The 12649-nt window shown below is 71.0% G+C and carries 15 protein-coding genes; 4 read left to right on the forward strand and 11 right to left on the reverse strand.

Going from position 1 to position 12649, the window contains the following annotated elements; translation table 11 throughout:
* Positions 1-5: 5 nt before the first annotated feature.
* Complete coding sequence (locus EV375_RS28430) at positions 6-674, forward strand: potassium channel family protein (RefSeq protein WP_130302766.1); 669 nt, start codon at positions 6-8, stop codon at positions 672-674.
* A 59-nt stretch (positions 675-733) separates the two neighbouring features.
* Here EV375_RS28430 and EV375_RS28435 read toward each other — a convergent pair whose 3' ends face one another.
* The 5 genes from EV375_RS28435 to EV375_RS28455 form a co-directional block, all read right to left on the reverse strand.
* Entirely contained in the window at positions 734-1651 is a 918-nt protein-coding gene (locus EV375_RS28435; RefSeq protein ID WP_130302767.1) for a DUF3159 domain-containing protein, read from the reverse strand.
* A 3-nt stretch (positions 1652-1654) separates the two neighbouring features.
* The gene (locus EV375_RS28440) at positions 1655-2065 is read right to left on the reverse strand and encodes an OB-fold nucleic acid binding domain-containing protein (protein WP_130302768.1); all 411 of its coding nucleotides are present in this window, start codon (positions 2063-2065) and stop codon (positions 1655-1657) included.
* Between the two features lie 210 nt (positions 2066-2275).
* Complete coding sequence (locus EV375_RS28445) at positions 2276-3061, reverse strand: DUF3710 domain-containing protein (RefSeq protein WP_130302769.1); 786 nt, start codon at positions 3059-3061, stop codon at positions 2276-2278.
* A 1-nt stretch (position 3062) separates the two neighbouring features.
* Positions 3063-3584, reverse strand: coding sequence for a dUTP diphosphatase (gene dut / locus EV375_RS28450; RefSeq protein WP_207228497.1), 522 nt, complete (start codon positions 3582-3584; stop codon positions 3063-3065).
* The gene (locus tag EV375_RS28455) at positions 3581-4195 is read right to left on the reverse strand and encodes a PaaI family thioesterase (RefSeq protein ID WP_130302947.1); all 615 of its coding nucleotides are present in this window, start codon (positions 4193-4195) and stop codon (positions 3581-3583) included. Before EV375_RS28455 ends, dut begins: the two co-directional genes overlap by 4 nt.
* Before the next feature lie 110 nt (positions 4196-4305).
* On the opposite strand from EV375_RS28455, the gene EV375_RS28460 reads away from it, so the two are divergent.
* On the forward strand, positions 4306-4785 hold the full coding sequence (locus tag EV375_RS28460; RefSeq protein WP_130302770.1) for a DUF3093 domain-containing protein: 480 nt from the start codon (positions 4306-4308) through the stop codon (positions 4783-4785).
* Positions 4786-4856: 71 nt separating this feature from the next.
* Here the strand turns inward: EV375_RS28460 and EV375_RS28465 are convergent, their stop codons facing one another.
* The 4 genes from EV375_RS28465 to EV375_RS28480 all read right to left on the reverse strand — a co-directional run bounded on the left by EV375_RS28465 (position 4857) and on the right by EV375_RS28480 (position 8382).
* Positions 4857-5657 (reverse strand): hypothetical protein, encoded by an 801-nt coding sequence (locus tag EV375_RS28465; RefSeq protein WP_486588852.1) that lies wholly within the window; start codon positions 5655-5657, stop codon positions 4857-4859.
* Between the two features lie 31 nt (positions 5658-5688).
* Entirely contained in the window at positions 5689-5988 is a 300-nt protein-coding gene (locus EV375_RS28470) for a DUF4193 domain-containing protein (RefSeq protein ID WP_016470291.1), read from the reverse strand.
* A 451-nt stretch (positions 5989-6439) separates the two neighbouring features.
* Positions 6440-7723: a sensor histidine kinase gene (locus EV375_RS28475; protein ID WP_130302771.1), complete on the reverse strand. Its 1284-nt coding sequence runs from the start codon at positions 7721-7723 to the stop codon at positions 6440-6442.
* A gap of 5 nt (positions 7724-7728) precedes the next feature.
* Positions 7729-8382, reverse strand: a complete 654-nt coding sequence (locus EV375_RS28480; RefSeq protein WP_055487927.1) for a response regulator transcription factor — start codon at positions 8380-8382, stop codon at positions 7729-7731.
* A gap of 337 nt (positions 8383-8719) precedes the next feature.
* Between EV375_RS28480 and EV375_RS29305 the strand changes: the two genes are divergently transcribed.
* A complete protein-coding gene (locus EV375_RS29305) occupies positions 8720-8893 on the forward strand; it encodes a hypothetical protein (protein WP_165434865.1) in 174 nt (57 codons plus the stop codon).
* A gap of 158 nt (positions 8894-9051) precedes the next feature.
* Here EV375_RS29305 and EV375_RS28485 read toward each other — a convergent pair whose 3' ends face one another.
* Together EV375_RS28485 and EV375_RS28490 are read right to left on the reverse strand one after the other, a co-directional pair.
* Positions 9052-9861 (reverse strand): inositol monophosphatase family protein, encoded by an 810-nt coding sequence (locus EV375_RS28485; protein ID WP_130302772.1) that lies wholly within the window; start codon positions 9859-9861, stop codon positions 9052-9054.
* Between the two features lie 77 nt (positions 9862-9938).
* The gene (locus tag EV375_RS28490; protein WP_130302773.1) at positions 9939-11102 is read right to left on the reverse strand and encodes a ferrochelatase; all 1164 of its coding nucleotides are present in this window, start codon (positions 11100-11102) and stop codon (positions 9939-9941) included.
* Positions 11103-11264: 162 nt separating this feature from the next.
* Between EV375_RS28490 and EV375_RS28495 the strand changes: the two genes are divergently transcribed.
* Complete coding sequence (locus EV375_RS28495; protein ID WP_130302774.1) at positions 11265-12623, forward strand: D-arabinono-1,4-lactone oxidase; 1359 nt, start codon at positions 11265-11267, stop codon at positions 12621-12623.
* Positions 12624-12649: the final 26 nt, after the last annotated feature.

The raw sequence follows: 12649 nt of genomic DNA on the forward strand, positions 1-12649 counted from the left end.
GGCCGATGAGGGTAGCTATTGCGGGGGCCGGTGCCGTGGGCCGCTCCATCGCGGGCGAGCTGCTGGAGAACGGCCACGAAGTGCTGCTCATCGACAAGGCGCCGACGGCGATCTCGGTGGAGCGCGTGCCGCAGGCGGAGTGGCTGCTGGCCGACGCCTGCGAGATCACCTCGCTCGACGAGGCCGCGCTGGAGCGCTGCAACGTGGTGATCGCGGCCACCGGTGACGACAAGGTCAACCTGGTGGTCTCGCTTCTCGCCAAGACGGAGTACGGCGTTCCGAGGGTCGTCTCGCGGGTCAACAACCCGAAGAACGAATGGCTGTTCAACGAGTCGTGGGGTGTCGATGTCGCCGTCTCGACGCCGCGTCTGATGTCGGCCCTCGTCGAGGAGGCCGTGAGCGTCGGCGACCTGGTGCGGCTGCTGCGCTTCTCGCAGGGCGACGCGAACCTGGTGGAGCTGACGCTGCCGCCCGAGGCGGCGCTGGCCGGGACGCGTGTGGGCGATGTGACGTGGCCCGAGGACACCGCTCTGGTCACCATCATCCGGGGCAACCGGGTACTGGTGCCGGACGGCGACGACGCGCTGGAAGTGGGCGACGAGCTGCTGTTCGTGGCGGCTCCGGCGCGCGAGGAACAGCTGGAGGACCTGCTCTCCATGCGTGGCGGCGGGTAGCCGTCGCGCGGGTACGCCGCGCGACGGAGCCCCGCAGCGGGAGATGCCGCGAGCACGCCTCAGCGGCGGTGCCGTCCGCCCTGGCCGGGGCGGTGGCCGTCGGCGCCGGAGGGGTCGTCACGGAGCCGTTCGGAATCGGCGAGCAGCGCGCGTGACGCATCGTCGGCGAACTCCCCGCCGATCGTGTCGAGCGTCCTCCGCTGAGCCTGTTCCCGCTCGTCCCGCTGCTCGCGTTCCTGCTCGGCCTTCTCCTCCGCCTCCATCTCCGCGATGACGTTGATGGGGGCGGGCGCCTTGGCGAGGAAGATCCACGTCAGATAGACGGCGAGCAGGAACGGCGGGATCTTCAGCGCCATCGTCACCCAGCCGAACTTCGTCGTGTCCCCCCACAGATACAGCGGGAAGAGGACGGCGCACTTGCCGAGCAGGATGAGGCCCCATGCGTAACTGGCCTTTGTGTACGCCTTCTTGCGCCCCGGGTTCCTCTTGCGCCAGGAGAGGTTCTCCTTGAAGACCGGCCCCAGCACCAGGCCCAGCAGGGGCACACCGGCCGCGGCCGTGACGAGGTACGCGACCGCCAGCCCGAGCGTGTAGAACATGCCCGGCAGATAGAAGTCCTTGGCGTTGCCGGTCATCATCGCGAAGAGCACGCCGAAGGCGACGCCGAAGACTCCGCTGAAGGCGTGCTTGACCGTGTCACGGCGGACCAGCCGCGTCACGCCCAGCACGGCCGAGATCGCCAGGGCCGTCAGCGCCGCGGCGTGGATGTCCTTGTTGACCGTGTAGATCGTGATGAAGACCAGACCGGGAAGGGTCGTCTCCACCAGTCCGCGGAATCCGCCGAAGGCTTCGAAGAGCGCTGCTTCGGTGACGGCGCGCGAGGCAACCGCCTCTCCGTCGGCCCCGGTTCCGGAATCGGGACCTGTTCCGGTCCCTGCTCCGGTTCCGTCCGCGGTCGGCTTGTCGAGGGGGGTCACCCACTACTCCTGTCCGAGGGGTCGCAACTCGTACTTGGGGTTGAACATCACCGGTCGGCCGTGGTTCATCGAGATCCGCCCCCATGCGGTGAGGCCGCGGCCGGGTTCGATGCCGGCGATGGCACGGCGGCCCAGCCAGACCACGTCGAGAGGGGCGGACCCGTCGAACAGTTCCGCCTCCAGCGTCGGCACCCCGGCCCGTGGGCGCAGGGTGACGGTGCGCAGCGTACCTGTCACGCGCACGATCTGACGGTCACCGCAGGCAGCGATGCGGGTGCAGCCCGTGCTGTCGGCCTCCTGCTGCAGCTCCTGCGAGTGCAGTTCCTCCTCGGAGGAGGACAGCCGTTCCAGAAATCGCTTGAACCGCCCGCCTCCGCCGCGCTGTGCCTTGTCTGCTCGGGTGGCGCCAGTCATGTTGCCAGCGTACCGGTGAGGGCGCCCCGCGGCGGCGGCCGATCCGAGTACGGAGAAGGCGGGCAGGGGCTGCGCGGAGACGGCCGGGCGCGGCCTGGCCGGAACAGGAACGCCCGGGGCCCCGGAAGACGCCATGTGCGCGACGAGCCGCCGGCGGCCCGCTCCCGGCGGGCACGCACGGCGGCTCGTTGACGTCTGCGAACCGTAGCGTCAGCGCACCTCGGTGATCTCGGGGCCGCGCTGCAGCTTGTCGAGGCCGCCCGCGAAGCGCGAGCCCTCCTCGACGGTCTCCTGCTGGACCCCGTCCGGCACCATCTGCGCGTCCTCCGGGAGCTTGAGGACGATCGGGTCGCGGGGCGCCATCGGGGACTCGCCGCGGACGATGACCGTGTCCCGGAAGACCTGCTCCAGCAGTCCGCCCATCTGCGGCTGCACCGCGCCCTGGCCGGAGATCACCCCGCGCAGGAACCAGCGCGGGCCGTCGACGCCGACGAAGCGCACGACCTGCACTCCGTTCGTGCCGTCCGGCAGCTGCACCGGGACCTGGGCCCGCAGCTCCCAGCCCAGCGGGCCCTCGACCTCGTCGATCACGCCGCCCTGCTTGGTGATGCCGGTCGCGATCTCCTCGCGTACCTCTTCCCACAAACCCTCGCGCTTGGGAGCGGCGAAGGCCTGCAGCTGGAGGGCGCTGTCCTGGACGACGAGAGTGGCCGCGACGATCGACTCTCCCGCGACCTCGACCCGCAGTTCCATGCCCTCCACGCCCGGCACGTACATGCCGCCGAGGTTGACCCTGCCGTTGCCGGGGTCGGAGACCTCGCTCACGTCCCATGGGCCGTCGGGACGCGGCGCCGGCGGCAGCTTCACACGCGTCGCTTCGGCGTCCGCGACCGCATCGGCGGGAAGGGGCTCCTCTCCGTCCTGCGGGTACGAGCCGAAGTCGTCCGAGGTGCCCGTCTCAGGCTCTTCGCTCTTGTTGCGACGACGTCCGAACACGTCACTGTCCTCTCAGGTCGGAATGCCGGTCGGCTCCGACCGGAACGTTGTCATTCTGATGTGCGGCGGCCTGGCTGTGACCGCCTGTGGAGCCGAATCCCCCCGCGGCCCGCGCCGAGCCCGGCAACTCCGCCACCTCGTGGAAACGCACCTTCTCCACCTGCTGGACGACGAGTTGGGCAATGCGGTCGAGACGCTCGAACCGCACGGTCTCGCGCGGATCAAGATTGGCCACAACCACCTTGATCTCTCCACGGTACCCGGCGTCGACCGTTCCGGGTGCATTGACCAAGGAGATGCCCCGGCGAGCTGCGAGGCCCGAGCGGGGGTGCACGAACGCCGCGTAGCCCTCGGGCAGAGCGATGGAGATCCCCGTGGGCAGCACGGCGCGCTCCCCCGGCGCCAACTCGGCCGCTTCGGTGGTCACCAGGTCGCAGCCCGCGTCGCCGGGATGGGCGTACGCGGGGACCGGGACGTCGGGGTCCAGACGCCGCAGCATGACGTCGACGGGCGGGCGGCTCACGGGTTCACCTCGAACGCCCGGGCCCGCCGGACCTGGTCGGGGTCGGCCATGGCGGCCTGGATCTCCTCGTCGCGCCCGTGGTCGGTGAAGTGCTCCACCCGCACCTTGACGAAGAGGGCCTCGGCACGGACGGCGACGGGGCCGTCGGGGGCGCCGATCCTGCCCGTCGCCGTGGTGAAGACCTTCCGGCCCTGCACCGCGGCGGCGGATGCGCTGAGATGAAGCACGGTGCCGACCGGGACCGGGCGGACGAAGTCCGTCTCCAGGCGTCCCGTCACCATGATCGTGTGCATGAGCCAGCCGAGCGAGCCCATCGTCTCGTCGAGCGCCGTGGACAGGACACCGCCGTGCGCGAGGCCGGGAGCGCCCTGATGCACGGGACGGACTCTGAACTCGGCGGTGACGTCGACGCCTTCGCCCGCTCTGGCCTCCAGGTGCAGGCCGTGCCCCTGTTCGGCGCCGCAGCCGAAACAGTGCCCGTAGTGGGAGCCCAGCAGCTCCCCGGGCGCCGGAGCGTCGGGGTGTCGTACCGCTGCGCCGGCCTCGGGCGGCGGCGTCAGCGATGTCTTCGGCGGATCGGGCCGGCCCGGGGTCCCGGGGGCGTTCCGCAGTCGGGCTGTACTCACGTGTGCAGACCTTACCGCCGAGTTGCGCCCGGATGACGCCGAAGAGACGCGGATCCCCGGCCCCGGGCCCGCATCGCGCGTGACAGGCTTGGCGCATGGTTGCTCAGGAACGGCCCTACGACGAACGCCTCACAGCGCCCCGCTCCTGGTGGCTCATCGCCGGCCTCTTCGGCGTCGGGGGCGCGCTGACGATGCTTCCCCTGGGAGTTCTGCCGATGCTCGGCGGGCTGGCGGTGGCGGGCGTTCTCGCGGCGGTGGCGGTCAGTTCGTACGGCTCCGCGCGCATCCGCGTCGTCGCGGATTCGCTGGTCGCGGGCGACGCACGCGTACCGCTTTCCGCGCTGGGGACCGCGCACGTGCTGGACGAGGAGGAGGCCTTCGCCTGGCGCACGCACAAGTCGGACCCGCGCGCTCACATGCTGCTGCGCAGCTACATCAGGACCGCGGTGCGTGTGGAGGTGACGGACCCGTCCGATCCGACGCCGTACCTCTATCTCTCGACGCGCACCCCGCGGAAGCTGGCCGACGCGCTCGCGGCGGCCTCCGCGGGACCGCGGCAGACCACACCCGAGTGAGGATTCCGCAGGCCGGTGCGGCGACCGGGCGGGAGGACGGCTCGGTGTGAGGACGGCTCGGTGAGGACGGTTCAGCGGGGCGACGGAGGCAGTGCGGCCCGGCCGGCCGGTCCCAGGCCGTCGGGGTCTTCTCCGGCGCCGGGCGGCAGCGCTTCCCAGCCGTTTCCGGCGGCACGCAGGTCGGCGCGGATCTTCTCGGCGATCTTTCTGGTGTCCCGGCTGTTCATCACGGCGCCGACGGCCGCGCCGACCATGAAGGGCGTCAGGTTCGGCAGATTGCGCACGGTCCGCTTGAGCAGCTGCTGCCTCAGCTCGCGCTTCATCTGGCCGCCGAGGGCGGCGTTGAGCGTGGTGGGCCTGGTGATGTCGATACCGCGCTCGGACGTCCACGCTCCGATGCAGGCCGCCGCCCGCTGCTTCACGTTGCCTGGCAGGCGGTGTCCGTACACCTCGTGGAGCTCCGCGATGAGCTTCAGCTCGACGGAGGCGACGCCGACGATCTCGGCGGCCAGCTCGGCGGGCATCGCCGGCGGCACCGGCAGCATCGCCGCGGCGCCGACTCCGGCACCGACGGTCGCCGAGCTGCGCGCGGCCCCCGCGACCAGCTTGTCCGCGATCTCTTCCGGCCCGAGGCCGGGAAACTGCTTTCGCAGAGTCTCCAGGTCGCGCACCGGGATACGGGGCGCGACGTCGATGACACGGTCGGCGACGAGCCCCAGGAAGGCCCGCACCTTGCCGCGCTGCTCCGCGTCCTCTCCCGCGTCGCCGCCCCCCTTGCGCGGCCACGGGAGACGGGGCCGCTGACGGGACTTCGCGGGTACAGGCACGAGCGAGGTCCGCTGGTCAGGCTCGCCTCGCTCGTCGTCACGCATGTGGTCCGCCACTACGGCAGCCCCGCCCCACTCACGCCGCGCAGTCGCGGCAGATCGGCTGGCCGTTCTTCTCGGCGGCCAGCTGGGACCGGTGGTGGACGAGGAAGCAGCTCATGCACGTGAACTCGTCGGCCTGACGCGGAAGGACCCGTACGGACAGCTCCTCGTTGGAGAGGTCCGCGCCGGGCAGCTCCAGGCCCTCGGCCTGCTCGAACTCGTCCACGTCCACGTTGGACGCCGACTTGTCGTTCCGCCGGGCCTTCAGTTCCTCGATGCTGTCTTCGTTGACGTCGTCATCGGTCTTGCGTGGGGTGTCGTAGTCCGTAGCCATTTCGCTCTCCCCCTCTGGGTTTCTGTGGTGTCTCAGCGCACGTAACGCGTGAGAGGCCGGAGATGTGCCCGACCTGAGGCGGAGATTTTGCCTCACATCAAGGTCTGTTACTCAATCGACACCCAACCGCGCCCCTGAAGAGGTGATCGCGTCAGTTGCCGAGGAGACCTTAAACGGTCCCCTGCTCGCGCTGCGCGCACGCACCCCGGGTACTGCCCACGATCCCCACCTGCGGAAACCTGGATTTTCCGGTAATTCTTCCCTTACGAGGTCACCCAGGGTGGGGCCCAGGAAAATCGCGTGTGTGATCGATCACAGACGGGGCCGGTGCGCGCCACGGGACAAAATTCCACATATAGCGAACCCGAGGGGTTACCCTCCCGGATCCGCTCCCGGTCTGCGCCGGTACGGAACTCGGTCGCGCCTCCGGAGTGCCCAGGAGGACCGCCCCTCACACGGGGAGCACGACACGCAGCGCAAGACCGCCCTCCTCCCGCCGCTCCGCCGTCACCGTGCCCCCGTGGGCCCGAGCCACGGACCGCACGATCGAGAGGCCGAGGCCCACCCCTTTGTCGCTGCCCGTACGGTCGCTGCGCAGGCGCCGGAAGGGCTCGAAGAGGTTGTCGATCTCGTAGGCCGGCACGGCCGGGCCCGTGTTCTCGACGAGCAGCATCCCGTGACCGGGCAGCGCCTCGGTCGCGACGGAGACCCAGCCACCCTCCTGCTGGTTGTAGCGCACCGCGTTCTGCACGAGGTTCAGGGCGACGCGTTCGAGGAGCACGCCGTTGCCCTGCACGTACACCGGGTGCCGCACCCCGCGCAGCTCCACGCCCTTGCCCTCCGCCTCGGCACGCACCTGCTCCACGGCGTGAGCGGCGACCTCGGAGAGATCGACGGGCTTGCGGTCGACGATCTCGTTCTCGCTGCGTGCAAGCAGCAGCAGCCCCTCCACCAGCTGTTCGCTGCGCTCGTTGGTGGCGAGCAGGGTCTTGCCGAGCTGCTGCAGCTCCGGCGACGCCTCCGGGTCGGAGAGCTGGACCTCCAGCAGCGTGCGGTTGATCGCGAGCGGGGTGCGCAGCTCGTGGGAGGCGTTCGCGACAAAGCGCTGCTGGGCGGTGAAGGCCCGGTCGAGCCTGTCCAGCATGTCGTCGAAGGTGTCCGAGAGCTCCTTCAGCTCGTCGTCGGGGCCCTCCAGCTCGATCCGCTTGTGCAGGTCGGAGCTCGCGACCTGGCGGGCGGTGCGGGTGATGCGGCCCAGCGGCGAGAGCACCCGCCCCGCCATCACGTACCCGAAGGCGAAGGCGGCCACCGCGAGGCCGAGCAGAGCCATCAGGGAACGCTGAAGCAGCTCGTCCAGCGCGACCGCACGCTGCGCGTCGGTGCACTCGCCGAGCCGCTGCATGAACTGCTCGCTCGGCAGCGTGCCGGTGAGGCCGGGGCAGCTGTCGGAGGTGAGCTGGGCGTTGGCGTTGAGGATGCGGAAGGGCAGCTTGCTGCCCTCGTGAAGGGCCTGGGCGGCGAGCAGGTAGATCAGCGTGAGCAGCACCATTCCCGCGATGAGGAACATGCCGCCGTACAACAGCGTCAGCCGTATCCGGATCGTGGGACGCAGCCACGGGTACGGGCGCGAGGGCTCGCCCGGGTCCCACGTGGGCTTCGGCGGCGCGGCGGCCGGGTCGCCGGGCGGCTGCTGGCGGGGCTCGGCCGGGCCGAAGGGGGTCGTCGAGGCGGCCATCGCGATCAGATCCTGTATCCGGCGCCGGGGACCGTGAGGATCACCGGGGGCTCGCCGAGCTTCCGGCGCAGCGTCATCACAGTGACCCGCACGACATTGGTGAAGGGATCGGTGTTCTCGTCCCAGGCCTTCTCCAGCAGCTGCTCCGCGGAGACCACGGTGCCCTCGCCGCGCATCAGCACCTCCAGAACGGCGAACTCCTTCGGGGCGAGCTGGATCTGCGCACCGTTGCGGAAGACCTCCCGGCGGTTCGGGTCGAGCCTGATGCCGGCGCGCTCGAGCACGGGTGGCAGCGGGGAGGTCGCGCGGCGGCCCAGGGCCCGTACGCGTGCCACGAGTTCGGTGAAGGCGAACGGCTTGGGCAGATAGTCGTCCGCTCCGATCTCCAGGCCCTCGACGCGGTCGCTGACGTCGCCCGACGCGGTGAGCATCAACACCCTTGTGGGCAGGCCGAGATCGACGATGTTGCGGCAGACGTCGTCGCCGTGGACGAGGGGCAGGTCGCGGTCGAGGACGACGACGTCGTAGTCGTTGACGTCGATGCGCTCCTGGGCCGCCGCTCCGTCGTAGACCACGTCGACGGCCATGGCTTCCCGGCGCAGCCCGGTCGCGACCGCATCGGCGAGCAGCTGCTCGTCCTCGACGACGAGTACCCGCACGGCACCCTTCCTTCCTGGTACTGAACCCGCCCGCGATCGTGCCGCGGTGGGCCGGCTTGATGCTGCAATCCTGCCGCGTACCTCGGTAAATCGTCGGTAAGAGCCGCTTCGCGGAGGGCCCGCGAGATTTTTCCGGCCTTGAGGTTTCTCTGAGGTTGCAGACGGGGAGGACGAGGGGCACACCCCGCGATCACGCCCTGTAGGCGGCTAGCCACCCCGACCGGAGACCCGGACGACCCGGCTGCCGACCGTCCAGCCAGGGAGCACGTCGTGATCATGATCGACAGAACCCTCGGCACACATCCCCGTGCCACTGACCCATGACGAGGGGGCGCACATGGACGCGTTCACTGCCGGACTTCTGCAGCGCATACAGAACACCGAGACCGACCTCAGCCGCGCTCGTGAGTCGGGCGACGACTTCCTCGTGGACGTCGAGCAGTCGGAACTGGAAGACCTCCACCGCATCGCCGCCGAGCACGGCGTGCAGATCGGCGCCAGCACGGTCTGAGCGCCCCGGGCCGCGCGGAGAGCGCATCGCCCGCTCCAGGCCGCCGGCCGAATCCCGATCACGGAACTGTTGTGAGCCCCCGGGGCCCCGCCCCGGGGGCTCACTCGTGTGCTGCCCGTCCCACGCGCGCCGGCGGAGCGGGGCCACGGGCGGAACGGTCAGTCGTGCCAGGCGCCGAGACGGTCGAGCAGCGGCTGGAGGATCTCGAACACCCCGGGGGAAGCCGCGACGGCCAGTTCACCGTCCGGCGGCAGTCCGGGGCGCCCTCCCGTGCACGCTCCGGCCTCCCGCGCGATGAGGTCGCCCGCGGCCAGGTCCCAGGCGTGCAGGCCGCGCTCGTAAAAGGCGTCGAGCCGGCCGGCCGCGACGTCGCACAGGTCGACGGCGGCGGAACCGGAGCGGCGGATGTCGCGCACGCGCGGGATCAGCTGGCGCACCAGGTCGGCCTGCGCCGCGCGCCGTTCGGCCACGTAGTTGAAGCCGGTGGCGACCAGCGCCTGGTCGAGCGGCGGCGCGGGACGGCACCGGAGGGGCTGAGCGTTGCGGAAGGCACCGTGGCCGAGCGCCGCGCGGAAGGTCTCGCGGCGCGGCGGCGACTCGACGACGCCGACGACGGTCTCCCCCTCGAACTCCGCGGCGATGGAGACGGCCCAGCCGGGCAGCCCGTACAGGTAGTTGACGGTGCCGTCGAGGGGGTCGACGATCCAGCGGACACCGCTGGTGCCCGGCGAGGACGCGCCCTCCTCACCGAGGAAAGCGTCGTCGGGCCGGCGTTCCGAGAGGTACCCGGTGATCAGCTTCTCGGAGGCCAGGTCCATTTCCGTGACGACGTCGACGGAGCTGGACTTCGTCGCCGAGACCTCGAGGTCGGCGGGGCGTCCGTCGTTGAGGAGGGCACCGGCCCGGTGTGCGGCCTCCAGGGCGAGTTCGAGGAGTTCGGCCTTGAGCTGGTCGACCTGGGCGCTCACGTTTCTCCTTGCCTCGGGGCTCTCGTCTGCTTCGTCGCATGTTCTCCACGGGTGCTTCTGCTCGCGGCGCGCGGGCCCTACGCGTAGGGACTGTCCGCGCCCGCCGCGGCGGGCTTGGCAGTCCTGCCGGGGCAGCAGCCCACGGGGCACACGTCGTGGCTGGGTCCCAGACTGCCGACGGCGCACCGTTCGGGCCGCGCACCACGCTCGGTCGCTGCGCGCTCCAGGACCAGTTCCCGTACTGCCGCCGTGAAACGGGGGTCCGCACCGACGGTCGCGGAGCGGGCCAGAGGAAGCCCGAGCGAACCGGCCTTGGCGGTGGCCTCGGTGTCGAGGTCGTAGAGGACCTCCATGTGGTCGGAGACGAAGCCGATCGGCACCATCACGGCGGCGGGCGCGCCCTCCTCGTGGAGGGTCTCCAGGTGGTCGCAGATGTCCGGCTCCAGCCACGGCACCTGGGGCGGGCCGCTGCGGGACTGGTACACGAGCTGCCAGGGGCGCTCTGCGCCGGTCCGCTCCGCCACGTCCGCGGCCACGAGGCGGGCGGCATCCATATGCTGCGCGACGTACGCGCCTCCCGGGCCGTGGTCCGCGGGCGGCCCGGAGGTGTCGGCAGCGGCGGTGGGAATGGAGTGGGTGGTGAAGGCGAGGTGAGCGCCGTCGCGCACTCGGGCGGGAAGCGTCTCCAGCGCGGCGAGGACGCCGTCGGCCATGGGCCTGACGAAGCCCGGATGGTTGAAGAAGTGGCGCAGCTTGTCGACGCGGGGCGGCCGGAGGCCTTCCCCTTCGAGGGCGGCCAGCGCCTCGGCGAGGTTCTCGCGGTACTGGCGGCAGCCCGAGTACGAGGCGTAGGCGCTGGTGGCGAACGTCAGCACGCGGCGCCGGCCGTCGCGCGTCATCTCGCGCAGGGTGTCGGTCAGGTACGGCGCCCAGTTGCGGTTGCCCCAGTAGACGGGGAGGTCCACCCCCTGCTCTGCGAAGTCCTTGCGGAGGGCGTCCAGCAGGGCGCGGCACTGTGCGTTGATGGGGCTCACGCCGCCGAAGAGGAAGTAGTGCTCGCCGACCTCCGCGAGGCGTTCGCGCGGGATGCCGCGTCCCCTGGTGACGTTCTCCAGGAACGGAACGACGTCGTCGGGCCCTTCCGGACCCCCGAACGACAGCAACAGCAGGGCGTCGTAGGGGCGGGCGTCGGCGGGACGGGCGGAGCCGGCCGGGTCTGCGGCATCGAGCGCTTCGGACATGTCCCGATCCTCCCATCCGGGGAGTGCCCGGGGCCGTCCCGGCTCCCTCGCCCGGTGGCGGCACGGCGTCCCGGCCGCGGGCACGGGCGGAGGCGCCCCCGGAGGAACGGGCCGCGAACCGTGAGTATGATCCGATGTCACTGCGAGAGGGGGCACGGCCTGATGAGCGCGCAGCCGACGAGCAGCGGCCGGGGCGGCCGGACGGCACGCACGGACCGGGGCACCCGCACGACGTGGCGCAACTGGGCGGGGAACGTCGCCATGGCTCCCGCCCGCACCGTCGCTCCCTCCACCACCGAGGCGCTGGCGGAAGCGGTGCGCCGCGCCGCCGAGGACGGCCTGCGGGTCAAGGCCGTCGGCACGGGGCACTCCTTCACCGCCGCGGCCGTCACCGACGGGATGCTGATCCGGCCCGAACGCCTCGTCGGCATCCGCGGGTTGGACCGTGACGCCGGCACGGTGACCGTGGCCGCCGGCACCAGCCTCAAGCACCTCAACGAGACGCTGGCCGCGGCCGGTCTGTCGCTGACCAACATGGGCGACATCATGCAGCAGACGGTCTCCGGCGCCGTCAGCACGGGGACCCACGGCACCGGCCGCACGTCGGCCTCGCTGGCGGCACAGGTCACCGGGCTGGAGATGGTGTGCGCCGACGGCTCGGTGCTGCGCTGCTCGGAAGAGGAGAACGCGGAGGTCTTCGCCGCGGCCCGGCTCGGGCTGGGTGCGCTCGGGGTGATCAGTGAGCTGACCTTCTCCGTGGAACCGGAGTTCCTGCTCACCGCACGCGAGGAACCGATGCCCTTCGAGAAGGTGACAGGTGAGTTCGATCAACTCGTCGCCGAGAACGAGCACTTCGAGTTCTACTGGTTCCCGCACACGGACAACTGCAACACCAAGCGCAACAACCGCAGCGACGGTCCGGTACGGCCGCTGCCCCGAGTGCGCGGATGGATCGACGACGAACTGCTCTCCAACGGCGTCTTCCAGGGCATCTGTTCACTGGGGGCCGCCGCGCCCGTGGTCGTCCCGCCCATCGCCCGCGTCTCCAGCAAGGCACTCTCCGCGCGTACGTACACCGACATTCCGTACCGGGTCTTCACCAGCCCGCGGCGTGTGCGCTTCATCGAGATGGAGTACGCCCTGCCGCGCGAGGCGCTCGTGCCGGCCCTCTGGGAGCTGAGGCAGCTCGTCGAGCGTTCGCGCCTCCACATCAGCTTCCCCGTCGAGGTGCGCACGGCCCCCGCGGACGGCATCCCGCTCTCGACGGCGCAGGGGCGTGAGACGGGGTACATCGCGGTGCACATGTACCGGGGTTCGCCGCACGAGGCGTATTTCACGGAGGCCGAGCGGATCATGACCGCCCACGGCGGGCGTCCGCACTGGGGCAAGCTGCACTCGCGGGACGCCTCGTATCTCGCCTCGTCATATCCGCGTTTCGAAGAATTCACCCGCATCCGCGACAGGCTCGACCCGGGCCGCGTCTTCGGCAACGACTATCTGCGCCGGGTGCTCGGCGAGTGACTCTGCCCGGGGCGGGGCGGGGCGGA

The organism is Streptomyces sp. CNZ301, from assembly GCF_004217425.1.

What these genes read in the sequence shown, in the direction of transcription:
- EV375_RS28430 (WP_130302766.1), top strand. Translation starts at nt 6, where the DNA reads ATGAGGGTAGCTATTGCGGGGGCCGGTGCCGTGGGCCGCTCCATCGCG.
- EV375_RS28440 (WP_130302768.1), bottom strand. Translation starts at nt 2,065, where the DNA reads ATGACTGGCGCCACCCGAGCAGACAAGGCACAGCGCGGCGGAGGCGGG.
- EV375_RS28460 (WP_130302770.1), top strand. Translation starts at nt 4,306, where the DNA reads ATGGTTGCTCAGGAACGGCCCTACGACGAACGCCTCACAGCGCCCCGC.
- EV375_RS28465 (WP_486588852.1), bottom strand. Translation starts at nt 5,657, where the DNA reads ATGCGTGACGACGAGCGAGGCGAGCCTGACCAGCGGACCTCGCTCGTG.
- EV375_RS28470 (WP_016470291.1), bottom strand. Translation starts at nt 5,988, where the DNA reads ATGGCTACGGACTACGACACCCCACGCAAGACCGATGACGACGTCAAC.
- EV375_RS28475 (WP_130302771.1), bottom strand. Translation starts at nt 7,723, where the DNA reads ATGGCCGCCTCGACGACCCCCTTCGGCCCGGCCGAGCCCCGCCAGCAG.
- EV375_RS29305 (WP_165434865.1), top strand. Translation starts at nt 8,720, where the DNA reads ATGGACGCGTTCACTGCCGGACTTCTGCAGCGCATACAGAACACCGAG.
- EV375_RS28490 (WP_130302773.1), bottom strand. Translation starts at nt 11,102, where the DNA reads ATGTCCGAAGCGCTCGATGCCGCAGACCCGGCCGGCTCCGCCCGTCCC.
- EV375_RS28495 (WP_130302774.1), top strand. Translation starts at nt 11,265, where the DNA reads ATGAGCGCGCAGCCGACGAGCAGCGGCCGGGGCGGCCGGACGGCACGC.